Source organism: Methylobacterium sp. J-059 (assembly GCF_022829485.1).
Classification (GTDB): Bacteria; Pseudomonadota; Alphaproteobacteria; order Rhizobiales; family Beijerinckiaceae; genus Methylobacterium.
On sequence record NZ_JAKSYA010000112.1, the window covers coordinates 14,450 to 36,125 of the forward strand.

The following is a 21,676-nucleotide window of genomic DNA, read 5'->3' on the forward strand; positions in this document are numbered from 1 at the left end:
TCCTAGAAGAACTGTGGTTTTGGGTGCGCAAACCGCGCCGAACACACTCGGAGCGCACGGCCCATGAACGCCCGTTTCCGAGCGCAGCAATCGGCTGCTGCGGCTGCAGCGGGCCGAGTCAGACCATGCCTCAAATCTCGATCGCCCGGCGCCCGCCCATCCCGGCGGGATCGAGGGCGACGCTCTTGATCACCGCGTGGACGGGGCGGCCGACCGCGAGGTCGAGGTCGCGCACGGCGGCCCCGGTCAGGCGGGCCGCGAGCACCGCCCCGCCGCACGCCACCTCGACCATCACCGCGTTGCCCGCCGGGATCAGCGCCGCGACCCGGCCGGAGAGGATGTTGCGCGCGCTGAGGCCCGACGGCACCGCGGTCGCGATCAGCACGTCGCGGGCCGGCACGCGCACCCGCACGACGCTGCCGATCGCCCGCGGCAGGAGCGGGACGAGCAGCCGCCCGGCCGCACCTTCGAGCCGGGTCAGGCCGGCCGCCGGGTCGTGCCCGGCGACCGTCATGTCGAGCAGCGCGCCGGCCTCGGCCTCGTGGACCGGGACGAGGTCGGCCCGGCGCAGGATCGCCTCCGCCGGGCCCGCGGCGGCGACGCGGCCAGCCTCCAGCACCACCACGGTGTTGGCGAGCCGCGCGACCTCGCCGACCGCGTGGCTGACGTAGACGATCGGGATCCCGGCCTCGTCGCGCAGGCGCTCGATATAGGGAAGGATCTCGCCCTTGCGCGCCTCGTCCAGCGCCGCCAGCGGCTCGTCCATCAGCAGCAGGCGGGGTCTCGCCAGCAGTGCCCGGCCGATGGCGACGCGCTGGCGCTCGCCGCCGGAGAGCCCCGCGGGCTGCCGGTCGAGCAGGTGGCCGATGCCGAGCATCTCGACCACGGCGTCGTGCTCGGCCCGTTCCGCCCGGCGGCCCGCGAAGAAGCGGCCGTAGCCGAGGTTGCTCCGCACGCTGAGGTGGGGAAACAGGCGGGCATCCTGGAACACCAGCCCGATCCGGCGCCGGTGCACCGGCAGGGCGATGCGCCGGTCGGTGTCGACCAGCGTCTCGCCGGCGACGACGATGCGGCCGCGATCGGGCCGGCTCAACCCGGCGATCAGGTCGATCAGCGTGGTCTTGCCCGAGCCCGAGCGCCCGAACAGGGCGGTGAGCCCGGCCCCGGCGGCGAAGGCGGCGTCGAGCGTGAAGGCGCCCCGGCGCAGGGCGACGGCGACGTCGAGCGTCATGCCGGGCGGCTCGATCGGCGCGGACCGGCGTTGTGCAGCGATACCCTCACGGAAGGCTGCGCATGATCACCGTCCACCACCTGGAGAACAGCCGCTCGCAGCGGGTGCTCTGGCTGCTCGAGGAGCTCGGCCTGGACTACACGGTGAAGCGCTACGCCCGGGACCGCGAGACGATGCTGGCGCCGCCGGCGTTGCGGGCGATCCACCCGCTCGGCAAGTCGCCGGTGATCACCGACGACGACATCGTGGTGGCCGAGTCCGGTGCCATCGTCGAATACCTCACCGCCCGCTGCGGCGGCGCGCTGGTGCCTGCGCCGGGCACGGAAGCGCATCGCCGCTACATCTATTGGCTCCATTACGCGGAAGGCTCGGCGATGCCGCCGCTGCTGCTGAAGCTGGTGTTCTCCCGGCTGGCGCCGGGCAGCCCCGCCCTGGTGCGCCCCCTCGCGAGGGGGATCGCCAAGGCGGTGACGGCCAAGTTCGTCGACCCGGAGCTGCGCCGCCACGCCGCCTATTGGGAGGAGGAGCTGTCCGCCCGGCCGTGGTTCTGCGGCGCGGACTTCACCGCCGCCGACATCCAGATGAGCTTTCCCCTCGAAGCCTTTGCCGCACGCGGCACCGGAGCCGGCGCCAAGCTGACCGGCTGGCTCGCCCGCATCCATGCCCGCCCGGCCTACAAGCGGGCGCTGGAGCGCGGTGGGCCGTACGCCTATGCGTGAGGCGCGGCTGTGGGGCTTTCCCCTCCCCCCTCCGCGGGGGAGGGTGCCCCTGGCATGCGACGGGGATTCCATCACCCCGCTCCCAGCTTCCGGCCGATGCGGCGGGCCAGCACCTCCGAGAGCAGCAGCGCGGTCATCGACAGGGCGACCGAGATCAGCGTCAGGCGCAAGGCGCCGGCCTCGCCGCCCGGCACCTGCGTCAAGGTGTAGATCGCCGAAGGCAGCGTCTGGGTCTCGCCGGGAATGTTCGAGACGAAGGTGATGGTGGCGCCGAACTCGCCCATCGCCTTGGCGAAGGCGAGCACCGCGCCGGCGAGGATGCCGGGCAGGCTCAACGGCAGCGTCACCGTGAGGAACACCGCGATCGGCCGGGCGCCCAGCGTCGCGGCCGCCTGCTCGAGCCGGGCGTCCACCGCCTCGATCGACAGGCGCATCGCCCGCACCATCAGCGGGAAGCCCATCACCGCGCAGGCGAGCGCCGCCCCGGTCCAACGGAAGGCGAACACGATGCCCGCCTCGGCGAGCCACGCGCCGACGAGGCCGCGTCGCCCGAGGGTCAGGAGCAGCAGGTAGCCGGTCACGACCGGCGGCAGGATCAGCGGCAGGTGCACGAGGCCGTCGAGGACGGCGCGACCCGGAAACGTGCGCTTGGCGAGCAGCCAGGCCACCAGCAGGCCGGGCCCGAGGCTCGCAAGCGTCGCGACGGCGGCCACCTTCAGGCTCAGTGCCACCGCGGTCCACTCGTCGGGCGTCAGGTCGAGCAAGGATGGCGCGTCCCGTCCGGGCGCCGCGGATCGTCGCGTCCCCTCACGCCGCAGGCTTGGACGCGGACGATGCCGCGCGCAAGCCGCTCAGGCGTCGAACTCGTCTCCGCGGGGCTTCGCGTCCTCGGCGCGGTGCAGCCGGCTCAGCAGTACAAGGAGCTGGCCCGGCAGGGGCGTGTCGAGGGCTTCGGCCCCGAGCAACGTGTCGCGGGCGCGGACCGGTTGGCGACGGCGGCGCGAGACGCCGTTAAGGACGACCGGCCGACGAACGGATGGTCTCGAATTGGTCACGCGGACGCACCCTCGATGGTCGAACGACTCGGACGACGCGGAGAAGTGACCGAAAACGCTGCACGGTAACCCCGGTTCCGGGGGTCCATATGATGAACGGGTAAACAATCTGCCGCATTGCCAGGCGATTTTGCCGCGGTTGCCGACCTCGGCCATCGCGGGACCGGACGGGCCACAACATTTCCGCCGCGGACTGCGCCACACGTCGCGGAACGCGGCCGAGGGTGGTAAGGCCGGCCATGCTCGAAGGCCTGCACCCGAACCGCCCGACCCACGTCCTGCAGCTGATGACCGACGAGCGGTCGGCGCGCACGATGACCGACCTGCTCGGCGAGATGTTCGACCCGACCGAGACGGCGGTCGCCGCCTTCGAGGCGGAGGACGGGGTGACGTGGCGGCTGGAAGCCTACTTCGCCGACGCGCCGGACGAGGATTTCATCCGCGACCTGATCCGCCCCGTGGTCGGCGCGCAGGCGGACGCGGCGGAGTTCCGCACCATCGACCAGAAGGACTGGGTCCGCGCCTCGCTCGAAGGCCTCGTGCCCGTGCGGGCCGGCCGCTTCCGCATCCACGGCTCGCACGACCGCGCCACCGTGCGGCCGAACGAGCTCGCCATTGAGATCGAGGCGGCGCTCGCCTTCGGCACCGGCCATCACGGCACCACGCTCGGCTGCCTCAAGGCGCTGGTCGACGTGCTGAAGCGCGGGCGCCCCGGCCGGGTGCTCGACGTCGGCACCGGCACCGGCATCCTCGCCTTCGCCGCCGCCAAGGCTCTGCGCCGGCCGGTGATCGCCGGCGACCTCGACGGCGAGGCGGTCAGGACCGCCCGCGCCAACGCCCATGCCAACGGCCTCGGGCCGTACCTCAAGCTCTACGAGGCGCCCGGCGTGCGCAACGCCCTGGCCGCGCGGCCGCGCCACTTCGACGTGGTCTTCGCCAACATCCTCGCGCGCCCGCTGCGGCGGCTCGCGCCGACGCTGTCGGCCGTGGTGGCTGAGGGCGGCGTGCTGGTGCTCTCGGGCCTGATCGAGCGCGACGTCGCCGGCGTGCTCTCGGCCTACCGCCACCGCGGCTTCCATCTCGCTTCGAAGGGCACGATCGAGGGCTGGGTCGCCCTGGTGCTCCGCCGCGGCGGGGCGGCGCCGCGGCCGCTCGCCCGTGGCGCGCGCGGCGGTTTCCCGCATCGCTGAACCGAACGCGGGCGCCCGCATTTTCCCGGCATGACCGACACGCCCGCGAAACCGCCCGCCGATCCGATCACCGAAGGCGCCCGCGCCCGCAGCCACGGCCGCCCGAAGGATGCATGCCCCTACCCGGTCGGGTCCGATGCGCGCAGAGCCTGGCTCGAAGGCTACGACGGCACACCCGGCGATCGCGCCGCCGACCCGCCGATGGATGGCGGCTGAGATCGCATCGATACCCGCTGAGGTCGGTTGCCCGCCGACCCGCGCCGGCGATACCCTGGCCGGATGAGCCGCATCCGCTTCCAGACCTTCGACGATTCGAGCCACCGCAAGGCGGCGGAGCGCGTCGCCGCCCTTCGTGCCGCCCTCCGGGAAGCCGGCGTCGACGGCTTCGTCGTGCCGCGGGCCGACGAGCACCAGTCCGAATACGTCCCGGCCAATGCCGAGCGTCTCGCCTGGCTGACCGGGTTCACCGGCTCGGCCGGCACCGCCGTGATCCTGGCGGATGCCGCGGCGCTGTTCGTCGACGGACGCTACACCCTGCAGGCGCCGGAACAGGTCGATCCCGGCGTGGTCGCGATCGTGCCGCTCGCCGAGAGCACCGCCGAGGCCTGGATCGCCCGGACGCTGCGGCGCGGCGCGGTGCTCGGCTACGATCCCTGGCTGCACACGCCCGATGGCGTCGCCCGCCTGGAACGCGCGGCCGCCAAGGCCGGCGCGGAGGTGAAGGCGCTCTCCGAGAACCCGGTGGACGCGGTCTGGGCCGGGCGACCGAAGCCTCCGGCCGGACGCGTCGCCGCCCATCCGCTGGATTTCGCCGGAGAGGCCGCGAGCGAGAAGATCGCGCGCATCCGCGCCGAGCTCGAGACCGGCCAGTGCGATGCGCTGGTGATCTCCGATCCGCACAACCTCGCCTGGGCGTTCAACCTGCGCGGGGCCGACGTCGGCCACACGCCGCTCGCGCTCGGCTACGCCGTCCTGCCGCGCGAGGGCCGGCCGCGGCTCTTCCTCGCCTCCGGCGACGTGACGGCGGAGGCGCGCGACGCGCTCGGACCGATCGCCGACATCGACGGGCGCGACGCGTTCGAGCCGGCGCTCGGCGAGCTCGCGGGCAAGCGCGTGCGCCTCGATGCGGCGACGGGCGCGGTCGCGCTGAAGGAACGCGTCGCGGCGGTGGGCGGCACCGCCGACGTCGGCCCGGACCCGATCACCGCGATGAAGGCGGTGAAGAACCAGGCCGAGATCGCCGGCGCCCGCGCCGCGCACCGGCGCGACGGGGCGAGCGTGGTGCGCTTCCTCGCCTGGCTCGACGGGCAGGACGCGCCGAGCGAGATCGCCGCGGTGGAGGCGCTGGAGGATTTTCGCGCGGCCGGCGGGGATCTGCGCGACGTCTCGTTCCCGACGATCTCCGGCTCCGGGCCGAACGGGGCGATCGTGCATTATCGGGTGACGCGCGCCACCGACCGGAGGGCGGCGCCGGGCGAGCTGTTCCTGATCGATTCGGGTGCCCAGTACCTGGACGGCACCACCGACATCACCCGCACGGTGGCGGTGGGTGCGCCGAGCGCGGAGATGCGCGATCGTTACACCCGCGTGCTGCGCGGCCACGTCGCCATCGGCCGCGCAGTCTTCCCCAAGGGCACCACCGGCGCGCAGATCGACACCCTGGCGCGCCTGCCGCTCTGGGAGGCCGGCCTCGACTTCGACCACGGCACCGGCCACGGCGTCGGCGCCTTCCTGTCGGTGCACGAAGGCCCGCAGCGCATCGCCAAGACCGGGACGGTGGCGCTCGAGCTGGGCATGATCCTCTCCAACGAGCCGGGCTATTACCGGGCGGGCGCCTACGGCATCCGCATCGAGAACCTCGTCCTCGTCGAGCCCCGCACGGTGCCCGGCGGCGAGCGCCCGGTGCTCGGCTTCGAGACCCTGACGCTCGTCCCCTACGATCGCCGCCTGATCGTGCCGGAGATGCTGAGCCCGGACGCGCGCGCCTGGGTCGACGCCTATCACGCCCGCGTCCGCGACGTGTTGTCCGCGGACCTCGACCCGGAGACGCGGGCCTGGCTGGAGCGGGCGACGGCGGCGTTGAGCAGCGGGTCCTAAAGAGTTCGAACGATCGAACCGCGCATCCGCGGGAACATCCAGCCTGACGCGGGTCCCCTCTCCCGCGTGGGGGAGCCGCGTCGCGCTTCGAATGCGCGATCCGGCGGTGCCTCCGTTCCAACCTGTCGCACGCCCACGATTTTACCCTCCGCTGGTTCGGGCCTATGAGGATGGCGGCGTGAAACCGTCGTCGTCGGTCGCGCGATAAGGACCGCATGATCCGCGCAGCCGCCCTCCTCCTGTCCCTGCTCGCGTGGCCGGTTGCGGCCCAGGGCTTCAAGCCGCCGGCCGACCTCGTGCGGGCGAGCCTCGCGGCGGAGCCCGCGGCGGTGGCGGGGGCCACGCCGTTCACCGTCGCCATCCGCATGGCGATGAAGCCGGGCTGGCACGTCTACTGGCGCAATCCCGGCGATTCCGGCCTGCCGCCGGAGGTGATCTGGACCCTGCCGGCGGGCTTCTCGGCCTCGGCGATCCAGTGGCCGGCGCCGCACCGCATCCCGATCGCGACGCTGATGAACTTCGGCTACGAGGGGGAGGCGATCCTGCTCGTGCGGGTCACCCCGCCGCCGAGCCTCGACCCGGCCGCGCCGGTGACGCTGGCGGGCAAGCTCACCTATCTCGTGTGCGAGACGGAGTGCATTCCCGGCTCGGCCGATCTCGCCCTGACGCTGCCGGTCGCGCGCGAGGCCACGGCCGATCCCGGCAACGTCGACCTGTTCGCCCGCGCCCGTGCCGCCCTGCCCAAGCGCGCGCCGTGGCCGGTGCGGCTGTCGAGCCAGGGCGACCGGCTCGCCCTCGACCTCGAGGCTCCGGGCCTCGCCGCGGACACGGTCCGCGCGGTGGCGTTCTTCCCCTATTCCGAGACGGCGATCGACAACGCCGCGCCGCAGCCCTTCACCGTCGACGCTTCGGGCCTCCACCTGACGCTGACCCGCGCGACGCCCGCCGACCCCGCGCCCGAATCGCTGCCCGGCGTGCTGGCGATCGACGAGGACACCGGCGGCGGCCTCGTTCGGCAGGCCTTCGCGCTCGGCGAGGAGGCGGCGCTCGCCGGCGGCGGCGCGATGCCGAGCGCAGCGCCGGCGGCGGCGCGCACCGACCCGGCCGAGGCGCTGACCCTGTGGACCGCGGCCGGCCTCGCGCTGCTCGGCGGCCTGATCCTCAACCTGATGCCCTGCGTCTTCCCGGTGCTGTCGATCAAGGTGCTGAGCCTGGTGAGGCATTCCGGCGAGGCGCCGGCGCGGGTCCGGCTGCACGGGCTCGCCTACACCGCGGGGGTGCTGGCGGCGTTCCTCGCGCTGGCCTCGCTGCTGATCGCCCTGAAGGCCGGCGGCGCCGGGATCGGCTGGGGCTTCCAGCTGCAATCGCCGACCGTGGTGGCGGCTTTGGCCTACCTGCTCTTCGCCATGGGCCTGAGCCTGTCGGGCATGCTTCACCTCGGCGGTCGGCTGTCCGGGCTCGGCGACGGGCTGACCCGGCGGGCCGGGCTCCAGGGCTCGTTCTTCACCGGCGTGCTCGCGACGGTCGTGGCGACGCCGTGCACCGCCCCGTTCATGGGCTCGGCCGTGGGCTTCGCGCTGACGCAATCGACCGCTGCCGGCCTCGTCGTGTTCGCGAGCCTCGGCCTCGGCCTCGCCCTGCCCTTCCTGGCGCTCACCCTGTGGCCGCCGGCGCTGCGCGCCCTGCCCCGGCCCGGCGCGTGGATGGACGTGCTGAAGCAGGCCCTCGCCTTCCCGATCTACGCCACGGTCGCCTGGCTGGTCTGGGTGCTGGCGCAGCAGGTCGGGCCGCAGGGCCTGCTCGCGGCGCTGATCGGGCTGGTGCTGATGGGCTTCGCCGCCTGGGCGTGGGAGCTCGGCCGCGACGCGCGGCCGGTCCGGGCGCAGCTCGCCCGCGGCCTCGCGGTGCTCGCCGTCGCCGGCGTGGCGGGGCTCGCCCTCACCCTCGACCACGACCGCGTCGCACCGGGGGCCCAGGCCCGGGCCGAGGGGATCGAGCCGTTCACGCAGGCCCGCCTCGACGCGCTGCTGGCGAGCGGCCGGCCGGTCTTCGTCGACATGACGGCGGCGTGGTGCATCACCTGCCAGGTCAACGAGCGCACCTCGCTCGGGACGGCGGCGGTCGGCGCGGCGATGCGCGCGCGCGACGTCACGTATCTCAAGGGCGACTGGACCAACCAGAACCCGGAGATCACCCGCCTGCTCGAGCGCCACGGCCGGAGCGGCGTGCCGCTCTACCTGCTCTATGCGGGGGCCGGAGAGCCGACGGTGCTGCCGCAGATCCTCACCGAGGGGACGATGCTGAGCGCGCTGGACGCCGTGAAGGCGACGGGCCGCAGCGCGGGGCTCGACGGCGGGGGGACGAAGGTCCCCTGAAGCTTGGTAAAAATATAATTTTCGTAGGACTGACATCACTTCAGTGTGCGCGACGGCTCCCTCTCCCATGGGGAGAGGGTTGGGGTGAGGGTCGTGACCGACCCGAATGACTCACGCCCCTCATCCTGTCCTTCTCCCCATGGGAGAAGGGACCCACGGCAGGTCGCGGATCGTTGCGGTCGCTTGAGCCGTCCACCGAAAGCCGAACTCAATCCTCGCCCGAGAACGTCTCGTCGAAGGCGTACCCCGAGCCGCGGACGGTGCGGATCGGGTCGGTCTCGCCGGCGCGGTTCAGGGCCTTGCGCAGGCGGCCGACATGCACGTCGACGGTGCGCTCGTCGATGTAGACGTCGTGGCCCCATACGCCGTCGAGGAGCTGCTCGCGGGAATAGACCCGGCCGGGGCTCTGCATCAGGAACTCGAGCAGCTTGAACTCGGTCGGCCCGAGGTGGATCTCGCCGCCGGCCCGGCGCAGGCGATGGCTGTCGCGGTCGAGCTCGATGTCGCCGGCTTCCAGCAGGTTCGCGACGTGGCTGGGCTTGGCGCGCCGCAGCAGCGCGCGGACGCGCGCCAGCAGTTCCGGCACGGAGAACGGCTTGACGATGTAGTCGTCGGCCCCCGTCCCGAGGCCGCGGATGCGGTCGCCCTCCTCGCCGCGGGCGGTGAGCATGATGACCGGCAGGGACATCGTCTCGCGCCGCGCCCGCACCCGGCGGCACAGCTCGATTCCCGAGAGCCCCGGCAGCATCCAGTCCAGCAGGATCAGGTCGGGCACCTGCTCCTGCAGGCGCAGCTCGGCCTCGTCGCCGCGGGCGGCGGAATCGACCTCGAAGCCCTCGGCTTCGAGGTTGTAGCGCAGGAGGGTGGTCAGCGCCTCCTCGTCCTCGACGATCAGGATCCGCGTACGCATGCAGGGCACTCCCGGGCGGACCGCCCGACTTTCTCATCCATCGCCACGGACCTCCCTCCCCCCTGAAGCGGGTCGGGAGAGGGGAGCGCCGTATCCGGAGCGGTCGCTCCCCTCTCCCGACCCCCGCTCACGCGAGGCCCACCCTCCCCCCGCAGAGGAGGAGGGGAGGAGACGGCAGCCCTCAGGCGCCCGGTGCCACCGTCGCGTAGTTCGAGGCGTCGTTCTTCGGGCGGTCGCCCGCGAGGTTCTCGCCGGTGGACAGGTAGTGGATCGTCTCGGCGATGTTGGTGGTGTGGTCGCCGATACGCTCGACGTTCTTGGCGCAGAACAGCAGATGCGTGCAGAACGAGATGTTGCGCGGGTCTTCCATCATGTAGGTCAGTAGCTCGCGGAACAGCGAGTTGTACAGCGCGTCGATCTCGCCGTCCCGCTCCCACACGTTGTGGGCCGCGTTGACGTCGCGGCTGGCATAGGCGTCGAGCACGTCCTTGAGCTGCTCCTGGACGAGGTCGCTCATGTGCTGCACGCCGAGCACGATCTTCTGGGCCTGGGCCTGGTCGCTGATCGCGACGACGCGCTTGGCGATGTTCTTGGCGAGGTCGCCGATGCGCTCGAGGTCGCCCGAGACGCGGATCGCCGAGATCGTCTCGCGAAGGTCGATCGCCATCGGCTGGCGCCGCGCGATGAGCAGCACCGCGCGCTCCTCGATCTCGCGCTGCAGCGTGTCGAGGCGCTTGTCGGCGACGATTACCGCCTGGGCGAGCTGGGTGTCGCGGCGGACGAGCGCGTCGGTCGCCTCGGTCATCATCTTCTCGGCGACGCCGCCCATCTCGGAGATCGAGCGGCGCAGGTCTTCGAGGTCGGTGTCGTAGGACGTGACGATGTGGCCGGGCATGGGCGTGGGTCCTCGAACGATCCGGGTGCGGCTCAGCCGAAGCGGCCGGTGATGTAGTCCTGGGTCTGGCGCACCGTCGGGTTCATGAAGATGCGGTTGGTCGGGCCGACCTCGATGACCTCGCCGAGATACATGAAGGCGGTGAACTGCGAGATGCGGGCCGCCTGCTGCATGTTGTGCGTCACGATGACGATCGTGAACTCGCTGCGCAGCTGCTCGATCAGCTCCTCGATGCGGCCGGTCGAGATCGGGTCGAGGGCCGAGGTCGGCTCGTCGAACAGGATCACCTCCGGGCTCTGGGCCACCGTGCGGGCGATGCACAGGCGCTGCTGCTGGCCGCCGGAGAGGCCCATGCCGGACTGCTTGAGCTTGTCCTTCACCTCGTCCCACAGCGCGGACTTGCGCAGGGCCGATTCGACGCGGCCGTCGAGCTCGGACTTCGGCAGCTTCTCGTAGAGCCGCAGGCCGAAGGCGACGTTGTCGTAGATCGACATCGGGAACGGCGTCGGCTTCTGGAACACCATGCCGATGCGCGAGCGCAGCTCGTTCAGGTCCACGCCGGAATCGAGGATGTTCTGGCCGTCGAGCAGCACCTGCCCCTCGGCGCGCTGCTCCGGGTACAGGCTGTAGATCCGGTTGAAGGTGCGCAGCAGGGTCGACTTCCCGCAGCCCGAGGGGCCGATCAGCGCGGTCACCTGCCGGTCGTGGAAGTCGAGGTTGATGTTCTTCAGGCTGTGGAACTGGCCGTAGTAGAAGTTCAGGGCCTGGGCGCTGATGCGGATCGGCGCGTGCTCGTCGGCCGGGTTGCGGCCGTCGAACCGGGTGGCGTTGATCGCGGGAGCGGCGTTCATCGTCGTGTTCCTCGTGGATGCCGGCGGCGGATCAGCGGGCGCGCTGCGGCTTGATGACGAAGCGGGCGACGACCGAGAGCAGCAGGATCGTCATGGTGATCAGGAGCGCGCCGGCCCAGGCGAGCTGCTGCCAGTTCGGGTAGGGCGAGAGGGCGAACTGGTAGATCATCACCGGCAGGTTCGCGACGCCGCCCATCAGGTCCGGGCTGAACCACGAGTTGTTGTTGAGCGCCGTGAACAGGAGCGGCGCGGTCTCGCCGGCGATGCGGGCCAGCGCGAGGATGATGCCGGTGACGATGCCGGCCGAGGCCGCCCGCCAGGTCACGCTGCGGATCACCGTCGACATCGGGGCGCCGAGCGCCACGCCGGCCTCGCGCAGCGTGCCGGGGACGAGGCGCAGCATGTCCTCGGTGGTGCGCACGATCACAGGGGTCGCGATGATCGCCAGCGCGACGCCGCCGGCCCAGCCGGAATAGGTCCCCATCGGCCGCACCATCAGGGTGTAGACGAACAGGCCGATCAGGATCGAGGGAGCCGAGAGCAGGATGTCGTTGAGGAAGCGGATCACCTCGGCGAGCTTCGAGCCGCGGCCGTACTCGGCGAGGTAGGTGCCGGCCATCAGCCCGATCGGCGTGGCGATGAGGATGCCGATGCCGGTGAGCACGAGGCTGCCGAGGATGGCGTTGGCGATGCCACCGCCTTCCGAGCCGGGGCCGGGGGTCGGCTGGGTGAACAGCAGCGGCGAGAACCCGCGCGCCCCCTCGACGATGAGCATCAGCAGGATCGAGCCGAGGACGAAGGCGCCGAGCACGGTGGCCGTCAGGCAGGCGATCCGCAGCGTGCGGTCGGCGACCCGGCGGCTGCCGCGGATGCGGGCCGGCTTCAGGGCCGGCGCCGGACGGATCGTGTTGGGAGCGTCCATGGCGGGTCCCTCAGGCGACCTTGACGCGGCGCGTCAGGAAGCGGGCGATGATCAGGACGACGAAGGTGATCGCGAACAGGATGCAGCCGAGCGCCATCAGGGAGTTCAGCTGCAGGCCGTCGGCCTCGTTGAACTCGTTGGCGATGCGCGAGGCGATGGTCGAGCCGGGATCGAACACCGAGGCCGAGAGGCGGTTGGCGTTGCCGACCACGAAGGTCACCGCCATGGTCTCGCCGAGGGCGCGCCCGAGGCCGAGCATGATCGCGCCGATGATCGAGACCGAGGCCTGCGGCAGCAGCACGTGGCGGACCACCTCCCAGGTGGTGCAGCCGATGCCGTAGGCGCTCTCGCGCAGGATCGTCGGGATCTGGTCGAGCATGTCGCGGGCGATCGAGGCCACGAACGGCACGATCATGATCGCCAGGATGATGCCGGCGGTGAGCACGCCGACGCCCGAGGGCACGCGGGCGTAGAGCAGCGTGCCGACGATCGGCATGCCCTCGACCAGGTTCGACACCGGCATCTGCACGAATCGGGCGAAGAGCGGCGCGAAGATGAACAGGCCCCACATGCCGTAGATGATGCTGGGCACGGCGGCGAGCAGCTCGATCGTCATGCCGACGGGCTTGCGCGCCCAGCCGGGGCAGAGCTGCGTCAGGTAGATCGCGATGCCGAGCGAGATCGGCACGCCGATCACCAGGGCGAGCACCGCGGAGGCGAGCGTTCCGGTGACGGCGACCAGGGCGCCGTACTGCTCGGTGCCGATGTTCCAGGCGCTCGAGGTGAGGAAGCCGAAGCCGAACTCGCGGAAGGCGGGCCAGCCGCCGTGGAGGATCGAGCCGAGAATGCCGGCGAGCACCAGCAGCACCAGCAGGGCCGAACCGTAGGCGGCGGCGCGGAACAGGGCGTCGAGGCCCTTGCTCGGCCCCTTGCGCAGGCGCGCGCCCGAGGCGGCGCGCGTCACGGCGATCTGTTCAGTCAAGGCGGTCATCCGCGGTTCTTTTCACCGGCTGGCGTGGTAGCGCGCCGAACGGCCGGGCGCGAGGGCGGGGCCGGACGCGCGGGCGAGATCCGGCGAGGACGCTGCGCCCGCTCGGGGAACGGGCAGCCCTCGCGCTTCGCGCGGGCCGTCCGCTCGTCGCGATCGGCCGCGGGGCCGCGTGCGGCCCCGCGGGTTCGGCCTCACATGCCGAGGACGGGCTTTCCGTCCTTGCCCTTCACCTGCTTCCACTCTTCGTGGATCAGGCCGACGACGGCGTCCGGCAGCGGCACGTAGTCGAGGTCGGAGGCGAGCTTGTCGCCGTTCTTGTAGGCCCAGTCGAAGAACTTCAGCACGTCGGCGGACTTGGCCGGATCGGCGGCCTCCTTGTGGACGAGGATGAAGGTCGCCGCCGTGATCGGCCAGGCGTCGTCGCCGGCCTGGTCGGTGAGCGTGATGCCGAAGCCGGGCGCGCTCTTCCAGTCGGCGCTGGCCGCGGCCGCCTGGAACGCCTTGTCGTCCGGCTGCGGGAACTTGCCGGCCTTGTTGCGGATCAGCGCGTAGCTGAGCTTGTTCTGCTTGGCGTAGGCCGACTCGACGTAGCCGATGGCGTTCGGGACCTGCTTGACGGTGGCGGTAACGCCCTCGTTGCCCTTTCCGCCCTGGCCGGCGGGCCAGCTCACGGTGGTGGCGGCGCCGAACTCCTTCTTCCAGCCCTCGGAGACCTGGCTGAGATAGGTGGTGAAGATGTTCGTCGTGCCCGAGGCGTCCGAGCGGTAGACCGGGGTGATGTTCGCGTCGGGGAGCTTCAGCCCCTCGTTGAGCGCGGCGATCTTCGGGTCCGACCACTTGGTGATCTTGTTGGCGTAGATGTCGGCGATCACGTCGCCGGTGAGCTTGAGCTTGCCCGGCTCGACGCCGGGGATGTTCACGACGGCGACGACGCCGCCCATCACGGTCGGGAACTGGACGAGGCCGTCCTTCTCCAGGGCGGGGCCCTTCAGCGGCGCGTCGGTGGCGCCGAAATCGACCGTCTTGGCCTGGATCTGCTTGATGCCGCCGCCAGAGCCGATCGACTGGTAGTTCAAGCCGGTGCCGCTGTCCTTGCGGTAGGCTTCCGCCCACTTGGAATAGACCGGGAACGGGAAGGTCGCACCGGCGCCGGTGATGTCGGCGGCGAGCGCCGGGAAGGCGAGCTGCGCCGTCGCGAGGCCGAGGGCGAGCGCGTAGGTGAAGGGTTTCACATCGATCTCCGTCATCCGTCGAGCGTGCCGGGCAGCGCGATCCGCGCGTTCGCATTCGCGCGGGCCACCCGGCGACCCGGCGGCCGCGGCCGCATCGCTCGACACCGCCGCCGTTAGGGCACGCAGATGACAGCCGCATGACACGGCGCAACCAGGGCTTGAGGCGAGCGCGAACGCGGCCGGCGAATGCTGTGGCGATGGCACGCTTTACGGTGTTGGCGCGTTCTCATTGCGATCCGGGCCCTGTCGCGAGCATCCCGCCGCGGCTCGCCGGATCGGAAGGTCGATCCCGTGTCCCACGATTCGCCTGCGGCGCCGACGCGTGCGCCGCTCCCCGACGACCACGCCTACCAGGCGCTCCACGCCGAGCGCGAGGCCCTGGAGCGCGACCTGGCGCTGGCGAAGGCACGGCAGAACTTCAGCACGGAGCCGGGCGAGGCCGAGCGGGCCCGCGCCGACGAGGCGTCGATGCTGATGAGCCTCGACCGGGTGCTGACGCGCATCCGCGCGGCCGAATACCAGCGTCGCCCGGGCGCCCGCCGCTGGTAGCCTGTCTCGGCTGGGTCCCGCGTCTCGCGGCGATCGGGCGAACCTCGCCACTTCGCCCCACGATCGACGGGTCGTCCCCCGCGGCGAGCCGCGTGCGAGCCGCCTCCCAGCCTCAGGCGCTGCGGCGGCGGTCGCGCTCCTTCTGGCGCATGCGCAGCAGGAGGTCGACCTGGGAATCGGGGATCGGCTGCTTGTCGACGCTGCCCTCGTAGACGGTGCGCAGGGTCTGGCCGAGATGATGGGTGTCGACGCTGGCGCCGTTGCGATGCGACGCGAGGACTTCGAACTTGGCTGCGGCCTGATGCATGGTCCCCCCCGGAACATGGAAGCGCCGGCGTCCGCGAATCGGTTTCGCCACCGGATCCCAACAGTGTCGGTCCGGATGGTTAAGGAGGGATTAACCTTAACCGACCGTTCTGCGCGCTCATCGGTATCCGATCCTAGACCGCCGCGCCTTCGAGCAGGCGGGCGGCGGCGGCGCGGGCCTCGTCGGTGACGGTGGCGCCAGCGAGCATGCGGGCGATCTCCTCGCGGCGGGCCGCGACGGGGAGCGAGGCGACGCGGGTGGCGACGCGGCCAGCCCCCTTCACCGCGTCCTTGGCGATCAGGAAATGCGTGCCGGCGCGCGCCGCGACCTGGGGCGCGTGCGTCACCGCCACCACCTGCACGTCCTGCGACAGCCGCGCCAGCCGCGCGCCGATCGCGTCGGCGACCGCGCCGCCGACGCCGGTGTCGATCTCGTCGAAGATCAGCGTCGGCGCCGAGCCCTTGTCGGCGAGCACCACCTTGAGGGCGAGCATGAAGCGGGACAGCTCGCCGCCGGACGCCACCTTCATCATCGGGCCGGCCTTGGTGCCGGGATTGGTCTGCGCCCAGAACGCGACCCGGTCGATGCCGGCGGCGTCGCGCGATTCGGGATCGGTGACGATCTCGGTGATGAACCGGGCGCGCTCGAGCTTCAGCGGGGGCAGCTCGGCCTGCACGGCGGCGTCGAGCGCCTTGGCCGCGCGCCGACGCCCCGCGCTGAGCTTCTCGGAGGCCTTGGCGTAGGCCGATTCGGCCGTTTGCAGCGTCGCCTCCAGGCCGGCGAGCGCCTCCTCGCCGGCATCGATCGCGGCGACGTCCGCCTCGTAGCGCTCGCGCAGGGCGGCGAGGTCGTCGGCGGCGACGTCGTACTTGCGCGAGGCCGCGCGCAGGGCGAACAGCCGCTCCTCGACCCGCTCCAGCTCGCGCGGGTCGAACTCGGCCTCGGCCACCGCCGCGTCGAGGACGGCGCGGGCCTCGTCGAGGGCGACGAGGGCGGCGTCGAGCGCCGCGACGCAGGGCTCGACAAGCGCCGGCAGCTGCGCCGCCCGGCGCTCGAGCTTGCGGATCGCCGAAGAGAGCTGCGGCACGCTCGAATGCGAGCCGCCGACGGCGGCGAGCGCGTCGTTCAGCTCGCGCGCGACCTTCTCGCTCTGCTGCATCACGGTGCGGCGCTCGGCCAGGGTCGCCTCCTCGCCGGGCTTCGGATCGAGGGCCGCCAGCTCCTCGACCGCGTGGCGCAGGAAGTCGGCTTCCCGGCGCGCGGTCTCGACGCGGGCGCGATGCTCGGCCAGCGTCGTGCGGGCGACCCGGACGGTCTTGGCCGCCTTCGCGACCGCGTCGAGCGGGCCGCTCAGGCCGCCGAAGGCGTCGAGGATGGCGCGGTGCGTGGTGACGTCGGCGAGCGCGCGGTCGTCGTGCTGGCCGTGGATCTCGACCAGGGCCGCGCCGATCGCGCGCAGAACCTGCACGCCGACGGGCTGGTCGTTGACGAAGGCGCGGGTGCGCCCGTCGGCCATCTGCGTGCGCCGCAGGATCAGGTCGCCCTCGGTGTCGATCTCCGATTCCGCGGCGATCCGCCGGGCGGGATGGTCGAGTCCGACGTCGAACACCGCGGTGATGCCGCCCTGCGCCTCGCCGTGGCGCACGAGGGAGCCGTCGCCGCGCCCGCCCAGCGCCAGGCTGAACGCGTCGAGCAGGATCGACTTGCCCGCGCCGGTCTCGCCGGTGAGCACGCTGAGCCCGCCGGAGAAGTTCAGGTCGAGCCGGTCGATCAGGACGATGTCGCGGATCGCGAGCTGCACCAGCATGCCGCGCCTTCGAGCCTCCGGGGCGCCGGCCGTCGTCCGGCCGGGCAACCCAAACTTAAGGGAAATACGAAGCCGTCATGTAGGCCGATGCCGGGCCGACCGCACCCCCGAAATGCGAAACGGGCGGAGCCGAAGCCCCGCCCGCGAGTCGCGTCCGGTCGTGATGCGCGGGCGGCCTACTGGGCGGCGGCCGTGCGGCCCATCACCGAGGAGTAGATCTTGCTGAGGAACGAGCTCTTCTCCTCGCGCGGCTCGAGGCCGCCGTTCTGCAGGAGGGCGTGCGCGTCCTTGTACCAGGGACTGTCGGGGAAGTTGTGCCCGAGCACGGCGGCCGAGTTCTGCGCCTCGGCGGTGATGCCGAGCGCCATGTAGGCCTCGGTCAGCCGCTCCAGCGCCTCCTCGGCGTGACGCGTCGTCTGATACTTGCTCACCACGTCGCGGAAGCGGTTGATCGCGGCAGGGAAGTTGCGGCGCTCGAGGTAGTAGCGCCCGACCTCCATCTCCTTGCCGGCGAGCTGGTCGCGGGTGATCTGGATCTTGGCCTTGGCGTCGGTCGAGTATTCCGAGGTCGGATACTTCTGGACGAGCTCCTGCAGGGCGACGAGCGCCTTCTCGGACCGGTCCTGGTCGCGAGTGACGTCGGGGATCTGCTTATACTGCGACATCGCCATCAGGTACTGGGCGTAGGCCGCGTCCTTGCTCGCCGGGTGCCGCTGCAGGTAGCGCTTCGAGGCGGTGATCGCGTCGTCGTACTTCTGGCCCTCGTAGTTCGCGTAGGCCGTCATCAGCAGCGCGCGGCGCGACCAGTCGGAATAGGCGTACTGCTTGTCGAGCGAATCGAACTTCTTGACGGCGCCCTCGTAGTCGCTGTCTTCCATCTTCGCCAAGCCTTCGCTGTAGAGCTTGTCGGCCGGCGTGTCCTGCACGACCTCGGGCTTGTACTTGTCGGCGAACAGGTTGGTCGGGTCGAGCGCGTCGCAGCCGCCGAGACCGAGGCCGAAGGCGGTGATGAGCACGGCCGCCGCCGCTCCGCGGGTCCGAAGGATGACAGGCATTGGCGGTTCTTCCCCCGAACGGGCGCGTCCTGCGTCGCAGCGCGCCGTTGAGCCATCATGACGTCGTGTCGGCGCCGGCACTCTACCGGGTCCGAGGTGCCACCGCATCCCGGACTGCCGCGCTCTTCACGGACGATTCACCGTGGCGCCAGATTCGGGCATGAAAGCGGCGGTTCCACGCCCGCGCAGATCGGCGGCCGGCTGTGTCTTGCAGGCCACATCGCCCGCGGGCGGCAGGCGGTTTGCCGGAGAGATCTCAGAGGTCGCCGGCGAAGGCGGCGATGCCGAGGCCGGCGCCGAACTCGGCGAGCGCGGTCTCGCGGCGGGTGCCCTGGGCCTCGACGATCGCGTAGTTCGCACGGTCGGCGAACAGGGCCTCGAGGATGCCGACGTTCATGCGGTGCCCGCCGCAATAGGAGCGGTAGGCGCCCTGGAGCGGCAGCCCGGCGAGGGCGAGGTCGCCGACCGCGTCGAGGAACTTGTGCCGGACGAACTCGTCGGCGAAGCGCAGGCCTTCCGGGTTGACCACGTCGGTCTCGCCGACGGCGACGGTGTTCTCGAGGGACGCGCCGAGGGCGAAGCCCGCCTTCCAGTAGCGCTCCACGTCCTTCATCATGCCGAACGTGCGGGCGGGGGCGATCTCGCGGCGGTAGGCGGCGGCGGTGAGGTCCATCGCCTTGCGCGAGCGGCCGATCACCGGGCTTTCGAAATCGATCTCGACGTCGAGGCGGAAGCCCCGGTCGATCGGGCGCAGCTCGGCGAAGGCGGTGCCCGCCTCGATGCGGACATGGCGCAGCACCTTGATCCAGCGGCGGGCGGTGCCGGTCTGCGCGATGCCAACCGCGTCGATCGCCTTGACGAAGGGGAGCGCGCTTCCGTCGAGGATCGGCATTTCCGGTCCGTCGATCTCGACCAGCGCGTTGTCGACGCCCAGGCCGTAGAAGGCGGACATCAGGTGCTCGATCGTGGCGACCGCACCGGATTCGACGTCGCCGATCACGGTGCAGAGCTCGGTCGCGGAAACGCAGGCGTGGTGGGCCTTGATCAGACGGTCGTTGCCGGAGGCCATTCCGGTGCGGAGGAAAGCGATGCCGTGGTTCGCGGAAGCCGGGCGCAGCGTGATCGCAACCGGGTTTCCGGAATGGACGCCGATGCCGCTCAGCACGGTCGCGCCCTTGAGGGTTGTTTGTTGGTTCGTCCGCATTCCTTAGCCCTCGGCCGCGATCCGGCCACGCCACCCCGCATTTCGCGTGGTGACGACGCCTTCCGATCCGTCCGCTGCTTGAAGCCCCTGCGTGCGGCGTCGGTCCGAAAACCGCGCCGCTATTCGTTGGTCCGAGATTTTTATAGCTGCGGCGCACAGCACGGCCAAATCACGCTTTCTTACGCTGTGTTACAGACACGCTTGCGCCGCGATCTCGGGAATATCGTTCCAGTGCAACATGTTAACGAATGGTTAACAAGCCCTCTACAACCGCGGCGCGCTGTGTCTTCGAGGCACCATGACCGGGTCCGAGGCCGCGCGACGGGACCGGAAACGGCGCCCGGAACGACGAAAGAACCCGCCGGCCCTCGCGGAGCGGCGGATCCATGCTGCGGTGCGACAGGCGCCCGGGCGGCATCCCGGCCGGGCGGCGAATCGCGCGAATAAGTCCCGCGGGCCTTCGCCCGCGGGGTCTCGGTGAGCGTCGGATCAGTTGGCCTGCCGGCGGAGGAAGGCCGGGATCTCGAGCTGGTCGTCGTCCATCATCCGCGGCTGGGGCGCCATGCGGCCCTGCGCGTCGAGGTTGCCCTGCGCCGGGCGGTAGGTCGGGGCGACCGGAGCCTGGACCCGCGGGGCCGGCGGCATCGGGGCCTGGACCTGCGGCTGGGCGCGGGGCGCCGGCGCCGGCTCGGCTTCCTCGCGGCGGCCGCCGAAGCCGACGGTCGCGAGGCGGCGGAGCAGGCTGGTGCGCTTGGTGTCGCCCTGGTTGTCGACCGGCTCGCCGCGGCTGGCGGCGATCTGGGTCTGGGCGATCGGCGGCAGCTCGTGGATCTGCGGCATCCGCGGGGCGCGGGCGAGCGGGGCGGCGACGGGAGCTGCCGGGCGCGGCGGCATGAACGGGCCGGCATGGTGCTGGGCGACCGGCTCGGGGGCCGGCGCCGGGGCCGGCACGAACGGGGCGGCGGCGCGGGGCTGGGACTGGGTCAGCATGATATCGTCGCGCATCACCGGAGCCGCCTCGATGCGGGGCTCGGCGTGCTGCACCGGCTCGGGGGCCGGGCGCGCGGGCTGGACGGGGGCCGGCTGAGCCTGCGTCACGGCCGGCTCGGCCGCGGCGCGAAAGCTCGGGGCGTTCTGGGCGGCGCGCGAGCGGGCCTCGGAGCGCAGGCGCTCGGCGACCTCGGCGATGCGCTGCTCGGTCTCGGCGATCTCCTTGTTGTTCGGCGAGTTGGCCGAGATCAGCGCCGGCTCGATCCCGGTGGCGACGACCGAGACGCGGATGATGCCGTCGAGGCTCTCGTCGAAGGTCGCGCCGAGGATGATGTTGGCTTCCTGATCGACCTCCTCGCGGATGCGGGTGGCGGCCTCGTCGAGCTCGTACAGCGTCAGGTCGGCGCCGCCGGTGATCGAGATCAGCAGGCCGCGGGCGCCCTTCATCGAGACGTCGTCGAGGAGCGGGTTGGCGATCGCGGCCTCGGCCGCGCGGCTGGCGCGCTTCTCGCCGGACGCCTCGCCGGTGCCCATCATCGCCTTGCCCATGCCGCGCATGATCGCGCGCACGTCGGCGAAGTCGAGGTTGATCAGGCCTTCCTTAACCATCAGGTCGGTGATGCAGGCGACGCCCGAGTAGAGCACCTGGTCGGCCATCGCGAAGGCGTCGGCGAAGGTGGTCTTCTCGTTGGCGACCCGGAACAGGTTCTGGTTCGGGATCACGATCAGCGTGTCGACAGCCGCCTGCAGCTCCTGGATGCCGGCTTCCGCCGTGCGCATGCGGCGCAGGCCCTCGAACTGGAACGGCTTCGTCACGACGCCGACGGTGAGGATGCCCATGTCGCGGGCGGCGCGGGCGATGACGGGGGCCGCGCCGGTGCCGGTGCCGCCGCCCATGCCGGCGGTGATGAAGCACATGTGCGCGCCCGAGAGCTGGTCGCGGATCTCGTCGATCACCTCGTCGGCGGCGGCCGAGCCGACCTCGGGGTGGGAGCCGGCGCCGAGGCCCTGCGTCACGCCCAGCCCCATCTGGATCACGCGCTCGGCCTTCGACGAGGTCAGCGCCTGGGCGTCGGTGTTGGCCACGACGAACTCGCAGCCGAGCAGGCCCGACTCGATCATGTTGTTGACGGCGTTGCCGCCGGCGCCGCCGACACCGAACACGGTGATGCGGGGCTTGAGTTCGCGGATGTCAGGCGCCTGGAGAGAGATGGCCATGGTGTCGAGCCCTTCGTGACCTTTAACGCGTTGTCCGGAGCGCCTCCGTGGAGGAAGCGCCGATTCGTCGAGGCCGGG

Annotated in this window: 20 protein-coding genes; 6 read left to right on the top strand and 14 right to left on the bottom strand. The window is 71.7% G+C overall.

Annotated features, from left to right (window positions below; all coding sequences use genetic code 11):
* Positions 1-130: 130 nt before the first annotated feature.
* Positions 131-1,231 carry a molybdenum ABC transporter ATP-binding protein gene (gene modC, locus MKK55_RS14575; protein WP_243935689.1) on the bottom strand — a complete coding sequence of 367 codons (1,101 nt, stop codon included), beginning with the start codon at positions 1,229-1,231 and terminating at the stop codon, positions 131-133.
* A gap of 62 nt (positions 1,232-1,293) precedes the next feature.
* Here modC and MKK55_RS14580 point away from each other — a divergent pair, with 62 nt between their 5' ends.
* Positions 1,294-1,950, top strand: a complete 657-nt coding sequence (locus tag MKK55_RS14580) for a glutathione S-transferase (RefSeq protein ID WP_243935691.1) — start codon at positions 1,294-1,296, stop codon at positions 1,948-1,950.
* Between the two features lie 71 nt (positions 1,951-2,021).
* Here the strand turns inward: MKK55_RS14580 and modB are convergent, their stop codons facing one another.
* Both modB and MKK55_RS14590 read right to left on the bottom strand, forming a co-directional pair.
* On the bottom strand, positions 2,022-2,714 hold the full coding sequence (gene modB / locus MKK55_RS14585; protein ID WP_147729156.1) for a molybdate ABC transporter permease subunit: 693 nt from the start codon (positions 2,712-2,714) through the stop codon (positions 2,022-2,024).
* A gap of 87 nt (positions 2,715-2,801) precedes the next feature.
* A complete protein-coding gene (locus MKK55_RS14590; protein WP_147729157.1) occupies positions 2,802-3,005 on the bottom strand; it encodes a hypothetical protein in 204 nt (67 codons plus the stop codon).
* A 239-nt stretch (positions 3,006-3,244) separates the two neighbouring features.
* Here MKK55_RS14590 and MKK55_RS14595 point away from each other — a divergent pair, with 239 nt between their 5' ends.
* The 4 genes from MKK55_RS14595 to MKK55_RS14610 all read left to right on the top strand — a co-directional run bounded on the left by MKK55_RS14595 (position 3,245) and on the right by MKK55_RS14610 (position 8,667).
* Positions 3,245-4,195: a 50S ribosomal protein L11 methyltransferase gene (locus MKK55_RS14595; protein WP_243933187.1), complete on the top strand. Its 951-nt coding sequence runs from the start codon at positions 3,245-3,247 to the stop codon at positions 4,193-4,195.
* Between the two features lie 30 nt (positions 4,196-4,225).
* A complete protein-coding gene (locus MKK55_RS14600; protein WP_243935706.1) occupies positions 4,226-4,411 on the top strand; it encodes an Rmf/CrpP family protein in 186 nt (61 codons plus the stop codon).
* A 63-nt stretch (positions 4,412-4,474) separates the two neighbouring features.
* Positions 4,475-6,292 carry an aminopeptidase P family protein gene (locus MKK55_RS14605; RefSeq protein ID WP_243935710.1) on the top strand — a complete coding sequence of 606 codons (1,818 nt, stop codon included), beginning with the start codon at positions 4,475-4,477 and terminating at the stop codon, positions 6,290-6,292.
* 215 nt (positions 6,293-6,507) lie between these two features.
* A complete protein-coding gene (locus MKK55_RS14610; protein WP_243935712.1) occupies positions 6,508-8,667 on the top strand; it encodes a protein-disulfide reductase DsbD family protein in 2,160 nt (719 codons plus the stop codon).
* 208 nt (positions 8,668-8,875) lie between these two features.
* Here the strand turns inward: MKK55_RS14610 and phoB are convergent, their stop codons facing one another.
* From phoB to pstS, 6 genes are all read right to left on the bottom strand, one after another.
* Positions 8,876-9,577, bottom strand: coding sequence for a phosphate regulon transcriptional regulator PhoB (gene phoB / locus MKK55_RS14615; RefSeq protein WP_243935720.1), 702 nt, complete (start codon positions 9,575-9,577; stop codon positions 8,876-8,878).
* Positions 9,578-9,758: 181 nt separating this feature from the next.
* Positions 9,759-10,472: a phosphate signaling complex protein PhoU gene (phoU, locus tag MKK55_RS14620; protein ID WP_147728561.1), complete on the bottom strand. Its 714-nt coding sequence runs from the start codon at positions 10,470-10,472 to the stop codon at positions 9,759-9,761.
* A gap of 32 nt (positions 10,473-10,504) precedes the next feature.
* Positions 10,505-11,323, bottom strand: a complete 819-nt coding sequence (pstB, locus tag MKK55_RS14625) for a phosphate ABC transporter ATP-binding protein PstB (RefSeq protein ID WP_147728562.1) — start codon at positions 11,321-11,323, stop codon at positions 10,505-10,507.
* 31 nt (positions 11,324-11,354) lie between these two features.
* Positions 11,355-12,245, bottom strand: coding sequence for a phosphate ABC transporter permease PstA (gene pstA / locus MKK55_RS14630; RefSeq protein ID WP_243935728.1), 891 nt, complete (start codon positions 12,243-12,245; stop codon positions 11,355-11,357).
* A 10-nt stretch (positions 12,246-12,255) separates the two neighbouring features.
* Entirely contained in the window at positions 12,256-13,236 is a 981-nt protein-coding gene (pstC, locus tag MKK55_RS14635; protein ID WP_243935730.1) for a phosphate ABC transporter permease subunit PstC, read from the bottom strand.
* A gap of 191 nt (positions 13,237-13,427) precedes the next feature.
* A complete protein-coding gene (pstS, locus tag MKK55_RS14640; protein WP_147728115.1) occupies positions 13,428-14,468 on the bottom strand; it encodes a phosphate ABC transporter substrate-binding protein PstS in 1,041 nt (346 codons plus the stop codon).
* A 291-nt stretch (positions 14,469-14,759) separates the two neighbouring features.
* Between pstS and MKK55_RS14645 the strand changes: the two genes are divergently transcribed.
* Positions 14,760-15,017, top strand: a complete 258-nt coding sequence (locus MKK55_RS14645) for a hypothetical protein (RefSeq protein ID WP_147728114.1) — start codon at positions 14,760-14,762, stop codon at positions 15,015-15,017.
* Positions 15,018-15,129: 112 nt separating this feature from the next.
* Here MKK55_RS14645 and MKK55_RS14650 read toward each other — a convergent pair whose 3' ends face one another.
* The 5 genes from MKK55_RS14650 to ftsZ all read right to left on the bottom strand — a co-directional run bounded on the left by MKK55_RS14650 (position 15,130) and on the right by ftsZ (position 21,598).
* Positions 15,130-15,324, bottom strand: a complete 195-nt coding sequence (locus MKK55_RS14650) for a hypothetical protein (protein ID WP_147728113.1) — start codon at positions 15,322-15,324, stop codon at positions 15,130-15,132.
* A 133-nt stretch (positions 15,325-15,457) separates the two neighbouring features.
* Entirely contained in the window at positions 15,458-17,131 is a 1,674-nt protein-coding gene (gene recN / locus MKK55_RS14655; RefSeq protein WP_147843379.1) for a DNA repair protein RecN, read from the bottom strand.
* A gap of 176 nt (positions 17,132-17,307) precedes the next feature.
* Positions 17,308-18,186, bottom strand: coding sequence for an outer membrane protein assembly factor BamD (locus MKK55_RS14660; protein WP_243935739.1), 879 nt, complete (start codon positions 18,184-18,186; stop codon positions 17,308-17,310).
* Positions 18,187-18,442: 256 nt separating this feature from the next.
* Positions 18,443-19,390, bottom strand: a complete 948-nt coding sequence (gene lpxC / locus MKK55_RS14665; RefSeq protein WP_147728110.1) for a UDP-3-O-acyl-N-acetylglucosamine deacetylase — start codon at positions 19,388-19,390, stop codon at positions 18,443-18,445.
* Positions 19,391-19,879: 489 nt separating this feature from the next.
* Positions 19,880-21,598, bottom strand: a complete 1,719-nt coding sequence (gene ftsZ / locus MKK55_RS14670) for a cell division protein FtsZ (protein ID WP_243933164.1) — start codon at positions 21,596-21,598, stop codon at positions 19,880-19,882.
* Positions 21,599-21,676: the final 78 nt, after the last annotated feature.

Excerpts from the sequence above, each read along its gene's own strand:
- MKK55_RS14605 (WP_243935710.1), top strand. The coding sequence starts at position 4,475 with ATGAGCCGCATCCGCTTCCAGACCTTCGACGATTCGAGCCACCGCAAG.
- MKK55_RS14650 (WP_147728113.1), bottom strand. The coding sequence starts at position 15,324 with ATGCATCAGGCCGCAGCCAAGTTCGAAGTCCTCGCGTCGCATCGCAAC.
- MKK55_RS14580 (WP_243935691.1), top strand. The coding sequence starts at position 1,294 with ATGATCACCGTCCACCACCTGGAGAACAGCCGCTCGCAGCGGGTGCTC.
- pstB (WP_147728562.1), bottom strand. The coding sequence starts at position 11,323 with ATGAACGCCGCTCCCGCGATCAACGCCACCCGGTTCGACGGCCGCAAC.
- pstA (WP_243935728.1), bottom strand. The coding sequence starts at position 12,245 with ATGGACGCTCCCAACACGATCCGTCCGGCGCCGGCCCTGAAGCCGGCC.
- lpxC (WP_147728110.1), bottom strand. The coding sequence starts at position 19,390 with ATGCGGACGAACCAACAAACAACCCTCAAGGGCGCGACCGTGCTGAGC.
- MKK55_RS14600 (WP_243935706.1), top strand. The coding sequence starts at position 4,226 with ATGACCGACACGCCCGCGAAACCGCCCGCCGATCCGATCACCGAAGGC.
- MKK55_RS14610 (WP_243935712.1), top strand. The coding sequence starts at position 6,508 with ATGATCCGCGCAGCCGCCCTCCTCCTGTCCCTGCTCGCGTGGCCGGTT.
- phoB (WP_243935720.1), bottom strand. The coding sequence starts at position 9,577 with ATGCGTACGCGGATCCTGATCGTCGAGGACGAGGAGGCGCTGACCACC.
- ftsZ (WP_243933164.1), bottom strand. The coding sequence starts at position 21,598 with ATGGCCATCTCTCTCCAGGCGCCTGACATCCGCGAACTCAAGCCCCGC.
- recN (WP_147843379.1), bottom strand. The coding sequence starts at position 17,131 with ATGCTGGTGCAGCTCGCGATCCGCGACATCGTCCTGATCGACCGGCTC.
- MKK55_RS14595 (WP_243933187.1), top strand. The coding sequence starts at position 3,245 with ATGCTCGAAGGCCTGCACCCGAACCGCCCGACCCACGTCCTGCAGCTG.
- phoU (WP_147728561.1), bottom strand. The coding sequence starts at position 10,472 with ATGCCCGGCCACATCGTCACGTCCTACGACACCGACCTCGAAGACCTG.
- pstC (WP_243935730.1), bottom strand. The coding sequence starts at position 13,236 with ATGACCGCCTTGACTGAACAGATCGCCGTGACGCGCGCCGCCTCGGGC.
- MKK55_RS14660 (WP_243935739.1), bottom strand. The coding sequence starts at position 18,186 with ATGCCTGTCATCCTTCGGACCCGCGGAGCGGCGGCGGCCGTGCTCATC.
- modC (WP_243935689.1), bottom strand. The coding sequence starts at position 1,231 with ATGACGCTCGACGTCGCCGTCGCCCTGCGCCGGGGCGCCTTCACGCTC.